Source organism: Enterobacter sp. Sphag1F, assembly GCF_014193275.1.
Taxonomy (GTDB): domain Bacteria; phylum Pseudomonadota; class Gammaproteobacteria; order Enterobacterales; family Enterobacteriaceae; genus Pantoea; species Pantoea symbiotica.
In genome coordinates this window covers 158872-176567 of sequence record NZ_JACHZD010000007.1, presented here as the reverse complement: position 1 = coordinate 176567, position 17696 = coordinate 158872, and the positions used below count along the sequence as shown (strand labels likewise).

Genomic DNA, 17696 nt, shown 5'->3' with positions numbered 1-17696 from the left:
TTTATCCTTACTTCTTGCCGGACTTGCTATCAACTTTTGGGTTGAGACGACGCCACGCATGACGTTTCAGCATCACCCATGCACCGCCACCGACCAACGCTGACAGCAGCAGCGCCGCCAGCGCCATCAGCACCGAGTGCTGGTTGGCATACCACACCACCATCATGTACCACGGCATTTCGCCGCTCGGGAATTGCGGGCCGACGCGGAAGCTGCGAATGCCGTTTTCATCAGTGATGATGGCGGTATCGCCGCGAATACCGGCGTTGATGCGCGCGGAATTCAGGTCTTCATGCAGGCGCAGCAGTTGCTGATCGCTGGTCGCCACCGTCATCACCACTAAACGATCCGGGTTCCACGGCGAGCGATAGCTGACAAAGCCGCGCCACGCTTCGTTGGACGAGAAGTAACGATCGGCATCCAGCTGCTGGCGATACCAGTCGCCGGTCAGCCAGCCACGCAGTTTGTCCCAGGTGGTCGGCTCTTTCACGCCCAGCGTGTTGCCGCTGGTATCGAACGGCGTGTTGGCCAGCATCGCCTGGTTGAAGTCGTTGTTCTGCGTGGTGCTCACCGCCAGCAGATCGCTTTGTTGCAGACGCGTCATGTTGGTGCCGCCGTTTGGCAGACCAAACAGCACCTGGTTTTGCAGCAGCGGTACGCCGGTGGCGTTACCGGCGCGGGAGGCCATATCCAGCAGCGTCGAGATCTCCGCATCGCTCGGTTGTTCAGGCAGCAGCAGCGTGGTCTGCGAGAAGTCCGCCAGACGCGAGAACGGGAACGAGGCGCCCACAAAGTAAGAGAGGTTTGGCAGCATGGTGAAGTGGCGCGTGTGGCTCAGATCGATCCACGAATCCTCTTCGATGCGGCTCTTAATGTTGTTGTTCAGCAGCACGCCGCACGGTGCATCCGCTTTCGGCTTGATGTTGAAGTAGAGCGCCAGCTGGTTGTCACCGTAAATCAGATAGGGTTCGAGCTTCAGGGTGTAATGCTCCTGACGCGCGTCGCCGCCCAGGCGATGCCAGGCGCTCTCCAGCAAGCCGACTTTATTTACCGTCAGGTTGCGCAGGAAAGTGCCGTTTATCATCACGTTGAGGAACGAGTTGTTCTCGTCAATCCAGCTTTCAGATGGGAAGCGATAGTGCAGCTCCACCGGAATGGTGTCGCCATCCCACAGGAACAGATCCGGCGCGGCGCGGAAGTTAACGCTCAGCGCATCGTGCCAGATGCCGGTGGTGGTCAGGCTCTGATCTTTACGCAGCAGTTCGCTCAGACGCACCGGACGCGTGGTGTTGATCCAGCGCGGCGCATCGTACGGCTTACGCACGCCAATCGGCTGCGGCTGCACGTTGAGGCTGCTGGCATCGATCGCCAGCGGCTGAGTGGTTAAACGGTTAGCGGCCTGACGCAACTGATCGTCATTCGCCCCGACCACCAGCAGCAACTTGTAGACCGGATTGTTCGGGTTATCGATCACCTGCAGCAGCGGACCGTTGGTGGCTGGCAAAGTCACGGTGCCAATCTTGTCGCCCGGATGGCCAATCAGAATACCGTTGTGTTCCGGCAGATCGCCGCGCACCACCGGGAAACGGATGCCACGATAATCCGACTGAATGCCCATCCACGATGCCACCAGCGCGGCGGCGCTGATGCTGTCCGGCGCAGCATTGGCGGCAAAGCCAAAAGTGACGCTGGCGGGCGTCATGCGCTGCGCATCGATAAACGGACGCGGGAAGTTACGCAGGCTGGTACCGATGTTCAGCTGCTGGCCTTCAAGGCTCAGCGTGGTTTTCGGCAGAATCGATACCTGATACTGCTGCGCGCTCTCTTTCTCACATAGCAGCTTGTCGGCATCGTTAATCTTGAAGCTGAGGTTGTTGCTCGAAACGACCATCGCCGCCGGAATATCCAGCTGGTAATCGCTGACATCGCTGTCGCTGGAACCCAGCGGCAAGGTGCCAAGCGGCTGACCATTCAGCATCAGCTGCAGCGAAGTGTTGCGCGCTGCCAGTGCCGCCGAGACGCGCAGCGACAGATTGAGGCGCGCATTGGTGATCACTTCATCGCTGGGCAGCGTGAACATGATACCCGATTGCAGCTGACCACCGGTCAATGTAATGCCGCGCGGCTGGCCCATCTGCGCCACCGAAACGGTGCTGCTGATTGGCTGGTTAAGCGTCGCGGAAGACGTATCTGGCATCACCGCCGGTGCGGTTGGCGCCACCGTTGGCAGCACCATTTCAGGTGCGGGTGCTGGCGCAGGTTCGCTTACTGCAGGTTCGGCGGGCGTTTCATTTACCGTTGTCGGTGCGGTTTGTGGTGCCGCTTCTGTTGTGGTTGGCGGTGCCGTTTCTGGTGCGGTTTCTACTGGCGCATAAGGTGCCGCGCCTGCCGCCTGCTGCAGCTGTTGATCGGCCGCACTTTCAATGCCTTGCGGCGGTGGAACGTCAGAAAGTGCACCGCTATCCTGGGTGACCGCCGGGGTTTCGGCCCACGCTGGCGCGAGCAGCAGCGCCGTTGCCAGCGAGCTTGCCAGCAACGTTTGCGTCAAATTCTTCATGCAGCGCTGTCCTCTTTTGCGGCGGGCTGGTTGTCACGCTTACGCTTCTCACGGCGATCTTTCCAGGTCAGCCAGAACAGCTCAAATACGGTACGAATAATGGTGCCAAGCGAAACCAGTGGATTGTCTTGCTTATATTCCGGCTGAATCCACGCATCGGCACGCGCCAGCACCACGCGCACCAATTCACGACGGCGCGACAGCGGCATATCGCCAAAGCGCAGACGAATGCTCTCTTCATCGCCAGAGATTTTGCTCACCGGAATGGTGATGGTGCCCGATTTCAGCAGCAGATCGATCTCTTCAATTTCATCGTGCTCGTGACGATTGTCCGGCGCATCCAGCTGCGCGCCGCCCATCGACAGATCGCTGGTTTTCGTGCGCGACGAGATGCCGCTGGCGTAGTGAATCACCGCCGGAATCTGCACTTCAATACGGATGGTTTTACGCACCTGCTTGGTTTCACGCGCCACAGCAATCGCCGCCATCAGAATAATCAGGCTAAACACCGCCCAGCCGACGTTGAGGGCGATAACGTAAGGATCGACGCCAAAGTAGTCATGCGCTGTCGCACGTACCACGCCAGCGATAATGCCAATCGACAGCAGCACCGCGACAATCACGTGTGGACGCACGATGTGGAAGTCGAAAAAGCCCTGATCGAGCAGGCCGCCTTTATCCGTAACGTTAAACTTGCCGCGCTTCGGTGCCAGCATGGTCAGCAGCGTGGGGATAACGAGGTGGAAGCACATCACGGTTTCGTAGATCTCGCCCCAGAAGGTGTAACGGAACTTGCCGTTCATTCGTGAGTTGACGTAGAGCGACATCACCAGATGCGGCAAGACGTAGGCGAAAATCAGCGATGCAGATGAGTGAATGATATTCAGGTTAAACAGCAGGTACGCCAGCGGTGCCGTCAGGAACGCCACACGCGGCAAGCCGAACTGGAAGTGCAGCATGGCGTTGAGGTAGCACAGACGTTGCTGCCACTTCAATCCACGACCAAACAGCGGGTTATCGACGCGGAAGATCTGTGTCATGCCGCGCGCCCAGCGGTTACGCTGTACCACGTGCAGACCGAGACGTTCAGTCGCTAAACCGGCCGCCAGCGGAATCGCCAGGAAGGCCGAGCCCCAACCGAGACGCTGCATTTTCAGTGCGGTATGCGCATCTTCAGTGACGGTTTCCACCGCAAAGCCACCGATCTCTTCCAGCGCGCTACGGCGAATCACCGCACAGGAGCCGCAGAAGAAGGTGGCGTTCCAGTTATCGTTACCCTGCTGAACCGGGCCGTAGAACAGTGAACCTTCATTCGGGATGCTGCGCGCCGCGCGCAGGTTACGCTCGAACGGATCCGGCGAATAGAAGTAGTGCGGGGTTTGCAGCAGCGCCAGCTTCGGGTCTTTCAGGAACGGACCGACCGTCGCCTGCAGGAAGGTGCGCGTAGCCACGTGATCGCAGTCGAAGATGCAAATCAGCTCACCTTTGGTGATCTTCATGGCGTGGTTGAGGTTACCGGCTTTGGCGTGATTGTTATCGTCACGGGTGATGTAACCCACGCCGACGTCAGCGGCAAATACCGCAAACTCACTGCGTTTACCGTCATCCAGCAAATAGACCTTCAGCTTGTCGCGCGGGTAATCAATACACTGCGCAGCCAGCACGGTATCACGCACTACATCGAGGCTTTCGTTGTAGGTTGGAACATAAACATCAACCGTCGGCCACAGGCTGGTATCATCCGGCAAAGGTTCGATGGTGCGTTTTAATGGCCAGGTGGTTTGCAAGAAGCCGAGAATTAAGATCAGCCAGACGTACAGTTCGGCCAGATATAAGCCGATACCGAGAATCGCTTCAATCTCAGAATTAAATTGCAGCGTCTCCGTGGTGCGCCACCAGATATATCGGGTCGACATCAGCGCGGAAAGGATAACCATGACGATAGTTATTTTGCGGCTTTTGCTGAAGCCCAGTAAAAACATCATGCCGATGCTGATTAAGCCAAATATATATTGCTTCTGGCTGTCCATAGGCGTGATGACGATTACCGCCGCCACCGGTGCAAGCACCAGCAGCAGCAGGTAAAACCCGAGTTTACTCATGATTCACCCTGAAGAAGCTGTGTTGTTATTATGTGGCCGGAGACGGCCTCATTATTAATAGTGGCTGCGAATAGGTGCCTGAACTTCGCCGTTGCCCACGGTGATATTCAGGATATTGGCTACGCGTTTTGCCACTAATTCGATATCAAACGCAGCTGCAGAAGCTGGGCTGAAATCATAAACAGATTGTTGCGAGGCATTGGCTTCCGCGACACTTTCATCACGATGTACCACGCCTAATAAGTTCTCACCCAGGCGCTGCTGCATAAAAGCGGTGACTTCACGGCTAATATTGCGGCGATTGTCGCTCTGATTAAGCACAAAATAATGACCACGCTTATTATTTAGCGGCTGACCAATCATGCGGTCATTTTCAATTTGCGGCAGTAAAGAGACCGACGCGGTATCCGCTAACATCACCACTAAATGCATATCGGCAAGTGCCTGCATTGCTTTAAGCGCTGGACCCGGACCCGGCGGAAAATCGGCGATAATCACCAGTCCCGGATAATTCAGTACCGTATCCAAACCGCGTTTCAGGAAATGCGGATCTTTTACCAGGTTCTCTTCAAAACGTTCACGCTGCTCTTCGCTGACTTCGCCATAAGGCATGACGAAAATGTTGCCGCCGGTGGTCAGAATCGATTGGCTCCAGTCAGCCTGATCTTCAGAGCGCGCGACAAAGCCGCGACCATCATTCAGCGGTACACCGAAATGCAGGCGCAAAGCATTCTGAACATCGAAATCGATTGCCAATACCTTGCTGCCAGCGCGAGCCAGACTCCACGCAAGGTTGGCCGCCATGGTGGTTTTCCCTACTCCCCCTTTTGGCGAGCACACACAAACTAACGGCATAGCGCAATCTTCTCCAGTAGCGGTTTTAACGGTGTTTCTTTTGACAAATTAGCGGGCTCGGCGGGACGCGAGCGGAATAGCGCACCAAAGCGAGACGGTGCGGGCGCAGCCGGACGTGCCGGTTCAACCGCAGCGGCAAAGGTTGGCACAGGCGCAATTGGCGCTGGAGCTGCCGGTGCAGGCGCGGCAGCGGCAGCAGCAGCAGCAGCAGGCTGAGCAATCGGTGCGGCGGGTGCGGCGACAGGTTTGGCGGGCGGAAACAGTGAAGTCGTGGCCTGACGCTCTACCAACGTGGCTTTTGGCGCTAATGGCGTAGCAGACGACACCGGTTTAGCCGACGGCGCGGGCGGAAACAGCGATGAGCCGGTCTCCGGTTGGGCGGCAGCAGGCGCGTTCAGGCTGTCGAGAATCGATCCTCGTGCCGGGCTGGCTGGTGCAGTCTGAATTGGCTCAGGCGGTGCGCTAAATTCATCCCCGCGAATCGGATGCGGTTGCGGCATATCGATGCGCTGGCCGCTACCTAATTCAGGCTCTTGATCGGTGGTCAATTGACGCAGTAACGCCCACTGACTTTGATCGGCTTCATGCGATTGACCGGACATATCCTTAAAAGCGATATCAAGCGTCTGCGTTTTCTCTTTAAAACGCTGCAGATCGTCGTAATTCTTCATGATCAGAGCCTGTGAAAGCGGGAGGGAATTTTCCGCGAATATATCACACACATTAAAAGACGGTGAGACAAATCTGATTATTAAAACGCCGCATTCAACAAAAGAATTCTATCTTAAAGATTGAAAAAACGGGCATGCAAGAAGCATGCAGTTATTTATTGACGGGTATTAATTAGTATCAATTAACAGAAATAATTACGCAGGGGATTTTAACCTAAGCTACTGAATTTTCACTACTGCGCTGCAAGTTATGGATTTTATTTCATTGTGATGCCGCTCAAGCAATCCTGACGCAAATAAGAATTTGCCTTTACGCTTTAAGTCCTAATCAGGACCAATTGATCACAGATGCAGTGTCGTAATGATTTTTGCGTGGCTTTGGCGATAACACGTTTTGTCGTTAATTAATCTGATGTATTAAGGATAAAAGAAAGGCTCCCGCAGGAGCCTTCATTCATTTATAGCGGTAATTTATTACACGCCCACCGGCTGATTCTCATCCTGATCCACCGCGAAGCAGGCGATTTGCTGATCGCCATACTGCTTCAGCTTGGGTTGCAGCTGAACACAGGTGCCAAAGCGACGACGGCAGCGCGCGTTAAACGCACAGCCCGGCGGCGGGTTGAGCGGGCTCGGCAGTTCGCCCGTGAGCTTGATGCGCTCGCGGCGATCGTCCGGGTTAAGGCGTGGTGTCGCCGACAGCAGCGCCTGCGTGTAAGGATGGCGCGGATTGCTGAAGATCGCCTCTTTGCTGCCCTTCTCGACGCAGCGGCCGAGATACATCACCATCACCTCATCGGCGATGTGTTCCACCACCGACAGGTCATGCGAGATGAAGACGTAGGACAAACCTAAGTCCTGCTGTAAATCCATCATCAGGTTGAGCACCTGCGCACGCACGGATACATCGAGCGCGGAAACCGGCTCATCGGCAATCAGCACATCCGGGTCGAGCATCAAACCGCGCGCAATCGCGATACGCTGACGCTGGCCGCCCGAGAACATGTGCGGATAACGATCGTAATGCTCGGTTTTCAGGCCAACCTTCGCCATCATCTCCAGCGTTTTTTCCTTGCGCTCCGCTTTAGTCAGCGAGGTGTTGATCACCAGCGGCTCTTCCAGAATCTGGCTGATTTTCTTACGCGGATTGAGCGAACCGTACGGGTTCTGGAACACGATCTGGATTTTCTGACGACGCAGTTTCTGCGCCTGCGGATCGTGTTTTAGCAGATCCTGACCGTGCCAGAACAGCTGGCCTTCGGTCGGGGTTTCAATCATGGTCAGCAAGCGGCCCAGCGTGGATTTACCACAGCCGGATTCACCCACCACCGCCAGCGTTTTGCCGCGTTCGAGGTTGAACGAGACGCCATCCAGCGCTTTTACCAGACGTTCCTGGCCAAACAGACCTTTCTTCACCGGGTAGTGTTTTTTCAGGTCAATCGCCTGCAGCAGGTAATCCTGCTTATCGTTATCAAGACTCATAAGTCGGTCTCCCGGCATCATCCAGTGGGAAGTGACATTTGGCCTGACGGCCCGGAATGTCGCGCAACTCCGGCTCTTCGCGGCGGCAGCGATCGGTCACATACGGGCAGCGCGGATTTAACAGGCAGCCGGTTGGACGATCGTATTTACCCGGCACCACGCCAGGCAGCGAAGCCAGACGCGCTTTATCGGCGGCAAACTCCGGCAGCGCGCGCAGCAGCGCCTGCGTATACGGATGACGCGGCGCTTTGAAGATATCCACCGCTTTACCGCTTTCCACCACTTGTCCGGCATACATCACGATGATGTGCTGTGCCGCTTCGGCCACCAGCGCCAGATCGTGAGTAATCAGGATCAGCGCCATGTTCTCCTGCTTCTGCAACTCCAGCAGCAGTTCGATGATTTGCGCCTGAATGGTTACATCGAGTGCGGTGGTCGGCTCATCGGCGATCAGCAGTTTCGGTTTGCAGGCAATCGCCATCGCGATCATCACGCGCTGGCTCATACCGCCCGACAGCTGATGCGGATAAACATCCAGACGCGATGCCGGATCGGGAATGCCCACCTGATCGAGCAGATCAATCGCGCGCTGACGACGCGTACGTTTGCTGCCGCCCTGATGCACCTTCAGCGCTTCCATTATTTGGAAACCCACGGTGTAGCACGGGTTGAGGCTGGTCATCGGGTCCTGGAAAATCATCGCCACTTCTGCGCCCACCAGCTGGCGGCGCTCTTTTTCGGAGATTTTCTGCAGGTCGCGCTGATTGAACTCCAGTTTTTCCGCCATTACGCGGCCGGGATAATCAATCAGGCCCATAATCGCCAGTGAACTCACGGATTTGCCCGAGCCAGATTCACCAACAATACCCACAACCTGGCCTTGCTCGACCTGATAGCTGATGCGGTCAACCGCACGGAACGGTGTTTTTTCGTCGCCGAAATGCACCGATAACTTGTCTACATTTAATAACGCCATCTCGGTGCCTCTTTACTGCTTGAGTTTCGGGTCGAGTGCATCACGCAAACCATCGCCCATGAGGTTGAATGCCAGAACCGTTAGCAGAATGGTCACTCCAGGGAATGTCACCACCCACCAGGCACTTTGCGCATACTGCAACACGTCGGAGAGCATGGTGCCCCACTCCGGCGTAGGCGGCTGCGCCCCCATACCGAGAAAGCCCAACGCCGCCATATCGAGGATGGCGTTGGAGAAGCCTAATGATGCCTGCACGATCAGCGGTGCCAGGCAGTTAGGCAGAATATTGATGAACATCTGGCGCAGCGTACCGGCACCCGCCACGCTCGAAGCGGTGACGTAATCGCGGTTCACTTCAACCAGCACCGCAGCACGCGTCAGACGGATATAGTGCGGCAAGGCGACGAAGGTAATCGCCAGCGAGGCGTTAACAATCGATGGACCGAAGATCGCCACCAGCACCAATGCCAGCAGCAGGCTTGGCAGCGCCAGCATGATATCGACCACACGCATAATGATGGCGTCAACCACGCCGCCGAGGTAGCCGGCCATCAGGCCAAATATCACGCCGAGAATCAGCGACAGCACCACCACCATGCAGCCGACCAGCAGCGACAGGCGCGCGCCGTACATCAGGCGCGACAACACATCGCGGCCCACGTCATCGGTACCGAGGATATAGCTCCAGCTGCCGCCTTCCTGCCAGACCGGCGGATGCAACAAGGCATCACGGAACTGTTCAGCCGGTGCATGCGGTGCCAGCACATCGGCAAAGATGGCGATTAACAGCATCAGAACGATGTAAACCAGGCCGATCACCGCGCCTTTATTACGTTTGAAGTAGTGCCAGAATTCCTGCAACGGGGTCATCGGCTTGGGTGCAGCAGTTACGCTTGCGGGATCAACAGCAGACATGATTCCCCCTTATTTCTTATGACGGATACGTGGATTGACCACGCCGTACAACAGATCAACCAGCAGGTTGACCACGATGATCAGAATCGCCACCAGCAACACGCCGCCCTGCACTACCGGATAGTCACGGCGTTGCAGCGCTTCAATCAGCCAGCGACCGAGTCCCGGCCACGAGAAGATGGTTTCGGTCAGAATCGCACCGGCCAGCAGCGTACCGACCTGCAAACCGATTACGGTGACGACCGGCAGCATGGCGTTACGCAGCGCATGCACCACAATCACACGCATACGCGTCAGGCCTTTGGCGCGCGCGGTACGGATGTAATCTTCACCCAGCACTTCCAGCATTGAGGAGCGCGTCATACGCACAATCACCGCCAGCGGAATGGTGCCGAGCACGATGGCCGGCAAAATCATGTGCATCACCGCATCTTTGAAATCACCCTCTTCGCCCCAGAACAGCGTATCAATCAGCATAAAGCCGGTGAGCGGATGGCTGTCGTCGAGGAAGATGGTGTCGCTGACACGCCCGGAGACCGGCGTGAGGTTCCACTGCACCGAGACCAGCATGATCAGCATGATGCCCCACCAGAAAATCGGCATTGAGTAACCGGTGAGCGAGATGCCTACGGCGGTGTGATCGAAGATCGAGCCGCGTTTTACCGCGGCCAGCACGCCAACGGGAATGCCGACCGCCACTGCAAACAACATGGCGCAGATGCCTAGTTCCAGCGTGGCTTTGAAGCGTGGTACGAATTCGTCCCAGACCGGGATGCGGCTTTTCAGCGAGATGCCGAGGTCACCGTGCAAGACGCCGTTGATGTAGGTGAGATATTGCTTCCACATCGGCTGATCGAGGCCAAATTGCGCCATCAATTGCGCGTGACGTTCAGGAGAGATACCGCGTTCGCCGGCCATGATCAGTACCGGATCGCCGGGGATCAAGTGGACAAACGCGAAGGTCAATAATGTGATACCGATGAACGTTGGGATGACAAGGCCCAAACGTCGGAGTATGAATTGCAGCATAAGCCTGGTTCTCTGACATTTCCCACAGCGTTACCGCCGGGGACAACATTGCTCAACACTCGCAGCCCGCCAGGGGCAGACGCGACGCAAGAAGCGCTTCAATATTAGAATTTGCCGGAAAAAAAGAGCGGAATACGGGCGGCGAAGGTGCCGCCCGAGGGCCAGCAATGTTGGCCCTGACCGCGATAATCCGAAAGGTTATTCCTGGATATCGACGTTTTCGAAGTGATGTTTACCTAATGGATCAACCACATAACCTGTTACTTTCTTGCTCACTGGCTCGTATACGGTTGAGTGAGCGATGATCAGCGCTGGAGCCTGGTCATGCATCACTACCTGAGCCTGTTTGTACAGTTCAATACGTTTGTTGTGATCGGCTTCAGCACGGGCTGGCTGAATCAGATCTTCAAACGGCTTGTAGCACCAACGTGAGTAGTTAGAACCGTCTTTCGCCGCTGCACAGCTGAACAGCGTGGCGAAGAAGTTATCAGGATCCCCATTATCACCGGTCCAGCCCATCATAACGGTCTGGTGTTCACCGGCTTTCGCGCGTTTCAGGTACTCGCCCCATTCGAAGGTGACGATTTTGGCTTTCACGCCAATTTTCGCCCAGTCAGCCTGAACCATTTCCGCCATGCGGCGTGCGTTCGGGTTGTATGGACGCTGAACCGGCATTGCCCACAGGTCGATGGAGAAACCATCTGCCATGCCGGCTTCTTTCAGCAGCGCTTTCGCTTTCTCAGGATCGTAGGCGTAATCTTTGATGTCGTCGTTGTAGCCCCACATGGTTGGTGGGATCAGGTTTTTCGCGGCCTGGCCAGCGCCCTGATAAACGGCATCGATGATGGCTTGTTTGTTCACCGCCATGGTCAGTGCCTGACGCACTTTCACGTTATCCAGCGGTTTTTTCTCGGTGTTGAACGACAGGTAACCGACGTTCAGACCAGGCTGTTCCATCAGGTTAATTTTGTCGTCTTTCTTCATGCTGGCGAGATCGGCCGGGTTCGGGTACGGCATTACCTGGCACTCACCCTTCTGCAGTTTCGCATAACGCACAGACGCATCTGGCGTGATGGAGAACACTAAGCGATCAATCTTCGGCTTGGTGCCCCAGAAGTCTGGGTTCGCTTTGTACAGAATGCGCGAGTCTTTCTGATACTGCTGCAGTACGAACGGACCGGTGCCCACTGGATTGAGGTCCAGCTTCTCAGGCGTGCCCGCTTTCAGCATGTTGTCGGCATATTCTTTAGAAATGATTGAGGCGAAGTCCATGCCGAGGTCAGCGATGAACGGCGCTTCTGGACGCGTCAGGGTGAAGCGTACGGTGTAATCGTCAACTTTCTCGATTTTGGCAATCAGCTTAGGCATGTCCATGCCTTCGAAGTATTCGTAGCTGCCGCCAGAAACACCGTGATATTTGTTGTTTTTGTCGAGCTGGCGCTCGAAGGAGAACACGACGTCATCGGCATTGAAGGTGCGGGTTGGCTTGAAGTCTTTGGTGGTTTGCCACTTCACGCCCTGACGCAGGTGGAAGGTATAGGTTTTACCGTCCGCGCTGACATCCCATTTTTCTGCCAGGCCTGGCTGCAGCTCGGTGGTACCGGTTTTGAACTCAACCAAACGGTTGTAGATCGGTACGGAGCTTGCGTCGTAAGTGGTGCCCGATGTGAAGAGCTGCGGGTTGAAGCCTTCCGGCGAACCTTCTGAACAATAAACGAGGGTTTTCGCCTGGACACCAGCGGCAACGGTCATAGCAATCAGGCTGAGACCGACCTTCAGCATCCTGGATTTAGCCAGGGAGTTGATCATGTTTTGCTCCATTGTGATGTGATGTTGTGTGCGTCGCCCGACCTCTGATTTTTTTATGCGGTTCGGGCAGGTCAATTAAGAGTAAGCAAAATGTGAGCGGTTATTTTTTTGTGCTGGCACCGTGGAATCTGTCAGACACGTCCTTCTCTACATTTTATTGACGCATCAATTTGTCAACAGTTGCAATGAACGTCAATACAGTGTGGGGTTATTTACACAGAGTGTGAGTAAGTGCAAGCAACGATAAAAAACACCCTTCTCAGCGTAAGCCAAAATTAAAAAAGGTGATAAAGCGCTCAATGCCGCGTGATTATCTGGCTATGTAGCCAAATGACAGTGATTATCACCGCTAAAAAACACACAAAACTTATTGGTAAATGTTGAATATCTGAACGATTCTTCGTGCGTTATGACGTTCAGGTAGCGGAATGTGCTAGTAAAATGGCATAAGAAATCAGCATGATGCATAAACCGGTCATAAGAAGAATGTTTCGCGAATTAAGCGCACGGGTTCGATTTGGCGTGGGGTTCAAAGGTGTAAGTTGAAATAATAGTGAGTATTTAGGGTTTGCATGGTGGAACGGGTAAATTGATGGGTTTTGCTGATTATTGGTGCGTTGCTCAGGAAAGGTGGCTCGAACGCAAAGTCGGCGTGAATACGTCCCTGTAGCCTCGACCGCCGCATCCCTGCGGCGGACGCTTTGCTAACCGAGCCGCCTTCCCATCGCCATGCTGACTTTTGTTTTGCTGTTAAAACAATGCAGAGGATTTTGATTAAGGATGGAATACAGGGCCGCGGAGTAAAGCTTCCGACGCATGGATGCGTCGGCAGAGCCCACAGGGATGTGTCCACGGCGACTTTACGGAGCGGCCCTGTATTTCAGCCTGATCGGCACAAGGCCCAACAAATTACAGACGAAAAAAAACCTGCTTATAAAAGCAGGTTTCTTCAAAGATGGTCGGCGAGAGAGGATTCGAACCTCCGACCCACTGGTCCCAAACCAGTTGCGCTACCAAGCTGCGCTACTCGCCGATGGGGGCGCATATTACTGCGCTGCTAAAAAAGCGTCAATGCCTTTTACTGAAAACCGAACCGATCGCCTGGAAAGCAAGCAGAAGTCAGCAACCCCAGAAAATCACAGCGGTTTAGCCGGCGTGGCTGCAGGTGCTGAACACCAGTTATTCGCGTCTTTAATTCCGCCGTCTGGCGAGGTGTAGCCGAGGCAACCCATAATGGTATCGAACAGCTCAACATGGCGATGGGTTTTACCCACGCGCTGCTGCGCCTGCAAACGCTCGAAGTTGCTGCGGTTAGTTGGATCCTCAAGATACTTATCAGAAGCCCACACCATCATCGGCACACGGAACTGCTCCGGTGGCGCCATCTCGCGCGGCGTGCCATGCAAGTGCATATTCTCGCTAATTGATTCACCGTGATCGGAGGCATAGAACACAATCGCCTTCTTATCACGCAGCTGATCGAGCACGCTATCCAGCATGGTATCAACGTACAAAATCGAGTTGTCATAGGCATTAATCAACTGCGCTTTACTGCACTTCTCATCAACGCCCATGCATTCCGGCTTATAGCGCGCGAAATCACGCGGGTAACGCTGAGAATAAAGGTAGTGCGAGCCTTTGGTGTGCAGAATCACCACATGCTTGCCTTTCGGGAAGCGTTGTAACGATGCCTGTAACTCCGGCACTAACAGCATGTCATCGACCGCTTTGCCCTGATTACGCTTCTCTGAACCAATCTGCTCGCGGAACGAAAAGTTATTGGTGTCAGCGTTATCGTAGAACCACACTTCGCTCTGCATCGCGAACAACTCAGACGTAAAGCCCAGCTCTTTCAATACAGCGAAAACGTTTTGTTCTTTCAGCGTGCGACCCGGATTATCCATGGTGCCGCCTTCGCGCACGAACATGCAGCGCAGCGACAGCTTGGTGGCGGTATCACAAGATTCACCACGGAACGCGACCAGATTCTTCTCTTTCGACAGCTTCGGCGTGGTATCACGATCGTAGCCAAGCATCCCCATGTGATCCCAGCGCGTAGTTTCGCCAATCACAAACACCATATAGGTATCATCGATGCCCGCAGGCGCGACGTAGGTAAATTTCTTCGCCGGATCGAGCAACTCCTGGCCATCCCACTCTTCATCGACTTTAGTCCAGGCAAACAGGCCCAGCGCGGCGATCCAGTTGGATGGCAGATATGAGTGCGCCACCACGCCGCCATAACTCGGTAAATCGATGTTGGTGATCTCTTCATTCACCTTTTGCAGCTTGTCGAAATAGCGAATTGGCAGCCACACCAGCGCGACGCTCAGCAGCATAACGGCTATCGGCTTCAGACGCTGCCCAGGCGTTTTAAGTTGTTCAATCAGCGTTTGGCTAAGGTTATTGCGCCAGATAAGCAGCAGCGGCAGCGCGCTCACCAGCACCATCCACAACACGAAATGCAGGCCAATCACTTCTTTAGAGAGATCGATATCGGTGGTCATCACCGAAGCGATAATGCCGTAACCAATCACCACGTTGAAAAAAGCCATGTAATAGGCGGCGGCAACAGAAATGATCACGGTGAGTGTCGCGAGAATGCGGTAAGCCCATTTCCCTCCCAGCGACAGCAGGCGCATCAGGAAAAAGGTAAGAAGTACGGCAGCCATGACTTCTGCGGCAGCAGAGAGCCAATTAGAGATATTGGATTTTGTTAAAAAGCCGTCAAAGCGGCGATAAAATATTGGCAAATTCAATAAGATGCCCAGATATAAGGCAAGCAGCAGAGACAGCTTCTGCTGCGTTAAACTTTTAATATAATTCATGAAAATATCTATTCCCGACCTGGTGTCGTTGTATCAACCGTTATGTGACTGTTTAAAGACAGCAGAGTTCGCTAAACCGCGGAAAAAGCGTGACGCAAGATGCAGGATCGGGACGATTCCGACTGGCGAAGAGGCGATGGCGCGAAGCCGAGCAGTAGAACATTTAACCAATGGTAAGACCAGACAATTTTTCTAATTGAAGCAGTTCGAATGTAATTCAGATGTAAAAAAGGCTCCCGCAGGAGCCTTGTATCGCTAGCCACATCAATTAGTTGATGATGTTCAGCGTCACATCGATGTTGCCACGCGTTGCGTTTGAGTATGGGCAAACGATGTGTGCCGCATCCACCAGCTTCTGCGCTTCAGCAGCGTCCATCTCTGGCAGATGGATATTCAGCTTGGCTTCAATTCCGAAACCGTTTGGGATTGGGCCAATACCCACTTCGCCTTCAATCCATGCATCTTTCGGCATCGCAATCTTGTCGCGGCCAGCCACAAACTTCATCGCGCCGAGAAAACAGGCTGAATAACCCGCTGCAAACAGCTGCTCTGGGTTAGTCACTTCGCCGCCTGCGCCGCCCATCTCTTTTGGCACGCCCAGTTTTACATCCAGCACGTTGTCAGAAGAAGTCGCACGACCATCACGACCGCCGGTGGCTTTTGCTTTTGCAGTATAAACAACTTGTTCTAAAGACATAATAACCTCGTTAATTCGCTATATAATCGCGCACTACTTATTATGCGCAAACCTGAACGTCATCTTTTGGGATGTCGGGACAGCGACTTCCCATTCTCAACATCAATTGGCGCGGTAAAGGCTGTCGCGCAACTCGTCTAACTGACCTTTCAGTGATGCCATTGCCTGATCATCGCAGGCCGTCGCACACTGAATGGCTTCCGGAATGCTTTCTGCTTTTTCACGCAACGCACGACCTTCATCAGTCAGCGTCACCACAACCTGACGCTCATCCTGACGTGAACGCTGGCGTCGCAGTAATCCCGCGCTCTCCAGACGTTTCAGCAGCGGCGTCAGCGTTGCTGAATCAAGAAACAGCTGCTCGCCAATCTCGGAAACCGTCACATCGTCCTGATTCCACAGCACCAGCATCACCAGATATTGTGGATAGGTAATCTCCAGCCTGGATAGCAGCTGGCGATAGACTTTGTGCATCGCGAGATTCGCCGAATACAGCGCAAAGCAGAGCTGCTGATCTAACTGAAGTGGCGCCTGCTTCACTTTTTTGTCATCTTGATTACTGTTCATGGGTTTGAATATAAATAGCGCGCTAGATAATTGCAAGCGACTTTTCTCTGGGAGAGTGAAATATGCGAGATTCACTGGAAGAGCAAGCGCGCCGTTATGCCACTGAAGCGCATGCTGCTGCGGGTCAACGCCGCAAATACACTGACGAGCCTTACATTGTGCATCCGGCGGCCGTCGCCGAGTTAGTGCGTAGCGTTACCGATGATGAACAGATGATTGCCGCCGCCTGGCTGCATGACACGGTCGAAGACACGCCCAGCACCTTAGACGACATCGAACGCCATTTCGGCGCGCGTGTGGCGGAACTGGTGGACCAACTCACCGACAGCGCGCAGCCTGCAGCGAAAAACCGCGCCGCACGTAAGCTGGCGCATTTCCGTCATACCGCCGATGCCTCGCCCGAGGCGCAAACCATCAAGTTGGCCGACATCATCGACAACACTCGCGCCATCGTGCAGTACGATGCCGACTTTGCGCGCGTCTATCTGGTGGAAAAGCAGATTCAGATTCAGCTATTGCGCGAGGGCGATAGCCATTTGTGGCAGCAAGCCGAACAAACTATCAAACAGGGATTAGTGCAGTTAGCGCAGCCGCCGCACAGCGTGCCAGAGAGCTGGTTTGTTAAACAGGCGGCAAAGTACGGTGCCATAAATTAAAAAACCCGCCATTTAGGCGGGTTAGAGCATCCTAAAAAAGGATTACTCCAGCAGCTGACGCCCCAAATACGGGTTAGCTTGTAATAGCTTCATCAGTTTGCGCGCCGTAGCGGAAGGACGCGTACGTTGCGCCTCCCAGCTTTTAACTGACGAAACGCTGACACCCATCACGCGGGCAAATTCGTCAACCTGCATGCCGGTCATCTCGCGTAAACGCTGCGGCTCGGGAACTGTAGTCTGATTGATAGAAATTTCTGATACGGATGGCTTAGCGTCACGTGTCAAAACAATCTGCTCAAGGCTACTGAGCAACTCGACCATTGGATCTTTTAATTCCATAGAGAACTCCTTAAAAACTCACTATGAAGCACGTGAAAGTAGAGAGGTAAGCGCCACCAGGCGCTGAAACCGGACGATCAGGCTGTATCCCGTAGCGGTTTCGCATAGTTATTATCAAACCGATGCGGGACACAGCCTGTTGTGCACTGCAAAAGATGTCAGGGCAATGCAACAATAGTTCGGGTTTCTAAGTATGGGACAGATCCCCGACTT

The 17696-nt window shown here is 54.4% G+C and carries 14 protein-coding genes and 1 tRNA gene; 1 reads left to right on the top strand and 14 read right to left on the bottom strand.

Features of this window, described 5'->3' with window-relative positions; translation table 11 throughout:
- Positions 1 to 7: 7 nt before the first annotated feature.
- From bcsB to FHW71_RS20405, 13 genes are all read right to left on the bottom strand, one after another.
- Positions 8 to 2557, bottom strand: a complete 2550-nt coding sequence (gene bcsB, locus FHW71_RS20465; protein ID WP_179452853.1) for a cellulose biosynthesis cyclic di-GMP-binding regulatory protein BcsB — start codon at positions 2555 to 2557, stop codon at positions 8 to 10.
- Positions 2554 to 4659, bottom strand: a complete 2106-nt coding sequence (gene bcsA, locus FHW71_RS20460) for a UDP-forming cellulose synthase catalytic subunit (RefSeq protein ID WP_008104601.1) — start codon at positions 4657 to 4659, stop codon at positions 2554 to 2556. The genes bcsB and bcsA overlap by 4 nt, the downstream gene beginning before the upstream one ends.
- 54 nt (positions 4660 to 4713) lie before the next feature.
- On the bottom strand, positions 4714 to 5514 hold the full coding sequence (bcsQ, locus tag FHW71_RS20455) for a cellulose biosynthesis protein BcsQ (protein ID WP_061719335.1): 801 nt from the start codon (positions 5512 to 5514) through the stop codon (positions 4714 to 4716).
- The gene (gene bcsO, locus FHW71_RS20450; RefSeq protein ID WP_179452854.1) at positions 5505 to 6185 is read right to left on the bottom strand and encodes a cellulose biosynthesis protein BcsO; all 681 of its coding nucleotides are present in this window, start codon (positions 6183 to 6185) and stop codon (positions 5505 to 5507) included. Before bcsO ends, bcsQ begins: the two co-directional genes overlap by 10 nt.
- Before the next feature lie 474 nt (positions 6186 to 6659).
- Positions 6660 to 7667 carry a dipeptide ABC transporter ATP-binding subunit DppF gene (gene dppF, locus FHW71_RS20445; RefSeq protein ID WP_008104607.1) on the bottom strand — a complete coding sequence of 336 codons (1008 nt, stop codon included), beginning with the start codon at positions 7665 to 7667 and terminating at the stop codon, positions 6660 to 6662.
- Positions 7657 to 8643 carry a dipeptide ABC transporter ATP-binding protein gene (gene dppD, locus FHW71_RS20440; protein ID WP_008104610.1) on the bottom strand — a complete coding sequence of 329 codons (987 nt, stop codon included), beginning with the start codon at positions 8641 to 8643 and terminating at the stop codon, positions 7657 to 7659. Before dppD ends, dppF begins: the two co-directional genes overlap by 11 nt.
- A gap of 12 nt (positions 8644 to 8655) precedes the next feature.
- Positions 8656 to 9558: a dipeptide ABC transporter permease DppC gene (gene dppC, locus FHW71_RS20435; protein ID WP_061719333.1), complete on the bottom strand. Its 903-nt coding sequence runs from the start codon at positions 9556 to 9558 to the stop codon at positions 8656 to 8658.
- Positions 9559 to 9567: 9 nt separating this feature from the next.
- The gene (dppB, locus tag FHW71_RS20430; protein WP_008104614.1) at positions 9568 to 10587 is read right to left on the bottom strand and encodes a dipeptide ABC transporter permease DppB; all 1020 of its coding nucleotides are present in this window, start codon (positions 10585 to 10587) and stop codon (positions 9568 to 9570) included.
- Positions 10588 to 10785: 198 nt separating this feature from the next.
- Positions 10786 to 12396, bottom strand: a complete 1611-nt coding sequence (dppA, locus tag FHW71_RS20425) for a dipeptide ABC transporter periplasmic-binding protein DppA (RefSeq protein WP_008104616.1) — start codon at positions 12394 to 12396, stop codon at positions 10786 to 10788.
- Between the two features lie 956 nt (positions 12397 to 13352).
- Positions 13353 to 13429: transfer RNA gene (locus FHW71_RS20420), tRNA-Pro, on the bottom strand.
- 103 nt (positions 13430 to 13532) lie between these two features.
- Complete coding sequence (eptB, locus tag FHW71_RS20415; RefSeq protein ID WP_008104619.1) at positions 13533 to 15224, bottom strand: kdo(2)-lipid A phosphoethanolamine 7''-transferase; 1692 nt, start codon at positions 15222 to 15224, stop codon at positions 13533 to 13535.
- 268 nt (positions 15225 to 15492) lie between these two features.
- Positions 15493 to 15921, bottom strand: a complete 429-nt coding sequence (locus FHW71_RS20410; RefSeq protein ID WP_008104621.1) for an organic hydroperoxide resistance protein — start codon at positions 15919 to 15921, stop codon at positions 15493 to 15495.
- 102 nt (positions 15922 to 16023) lie between these two features.
- Positions 16024 to 16488 (bottom strand): MarR family transcriptional regulator, encoded by a 465-nt coding sequence (locus tag FHW71_RS20405; protein ID WP_008104624.1) that lies wholly within the window; start codon positions 16486 to 16488, stop codon positions 16024 to 16026.
- Positions 16489 to 16550: 62 nt separating this feature from the next.
- On the opposite strand from FHW71_RS20405, the gene FHW71_RS20400 reads away from it, so the two are divergent.
- Positions 16551 to 17144, top strand: a complete 594-nt coding sequence (locus FHW71_RS20400; protein WP_179452855.1) for an HD domain-containing protein — start codon at positions 16551 to 16553, stop codon at positions 17142 to 17144.
- 42 nt (positions 17145 to 17186) lie between these two features.
- Here FHW71_RS20400 and FHW71_RS20395 read toward each other — a convergent pair whose 3' ends face one another.
- Positions 17187 to 17483, bottom strand: a complete 297-nt coding sequence (locus FHW71_RS20395) for an HTH-type transcriptional regulator (RefSeq protein WP_008104629.1) — start codon at positions 17481 to 17483, stop codon at positions 17187 to 17189.
- Positions 17484 to 17696: the final 213 nt, after the last annotated feature.

Excerpts from the sequence above, each read along its gene's own strand:
- bcsB (WP_179452853.1), bottom strand. The coding sequence starts at position 2,557 with ATGAAGAATTTGACGCAAACGTTGCTGGCAAGCTCGCTGGCAACGGCG.
- bcsA (WP_008104601.1), bottom strand. The coding sequence starts at position 4,659 with ATGAGTAAACTCGGGTTTTACCTGCTGCTGCTGGTGCTTGCACCGGTG.
- bcsQ (WP_061719335.1), bottom strand. The coding sequence starts at position 5,514 with ATGCCGTTAGTTTGTGTGTGCTCGCCAAAAGGGGGAGTAGGGAAAACC.
- bcsO (WP_179452854.1), bottom strand. The coding sequence starts at position 6,185 with ATGAAGAATTACGACGATCTGCAGCGTTTTAAAGAGAAAACGCAGACG.
- dppF (WP_008104607.1), bottom strand. The coding sequence starts at position 7,667 with ATGAGTCTTGATAACGATAAGCAGGATTACCTGCTGCAGGCGATTGAC.
- dppD (WP_008104610.1), bottom strand. The coding sequence starts at position 8,643 with ATGGCGTTATTAAATGTAGACAAGTTATCGGTGCATTTCGGCGACGAA.
- dppC (WP_061719333.1), bottom strand. The coding sequence starts at position 9,558 with ATGTCTGCTGTTGATCCCGCAAGCGTAACTGCTGCACCCAAGCCGATG.
- dppB (WP_008104614.1), bottom strand. The coding sequence starts at position 10,587 with ATGCTGCAATTCATACTCCGACGTTTGGGCCTTGTCATCCCAACGTTC.
- dppA (WP_008104616.1), bottom strand. The coding sequence starts at position 12,396 with ATGATCAACTCCCTGGCTAAATCCAGGATGCTGAAGGTCGGTCTCAGC.
- eptB (WP_008104619.1), bottom strand. The coding sequence starts at position 15,224 with ATGAATTATATTAAAAGTTTAACGCAGCAGAAGCTGTCTCTGCTGCTT.
- FHW71_RS20410 (WP_008104621.1), bottom strand. The coding sequence starts at position 15,921 with ATGTCTTTAGAACAAGTTGTTTATACTGCAAAAGCAAAAGCCACCGGC.
- FHW71_RS20405 (WP_008104624.1), bottom strand. The coding sequence starts at position 16,488 with ATGAACAGTAATCAAGATGACAAAAAAGTGAAGCAGGCGCCACTTCAG.
- FHW71_RS20400 (WP_179452855.1), top strand. The coding sequence starts at position 16,551 with ATGCGAGATTCACTGGAAGAGCAAGCGCGCCGTTATGCCACTGAAGCG.
- FHW71_RS20395 (WP_008104629.1), bottom strand. The coding sequence starts at position 17,483 with ATGGAATTAAAAGATCCAATGGTCGAGTTGCTCAGTAGCCTTGAGCAG.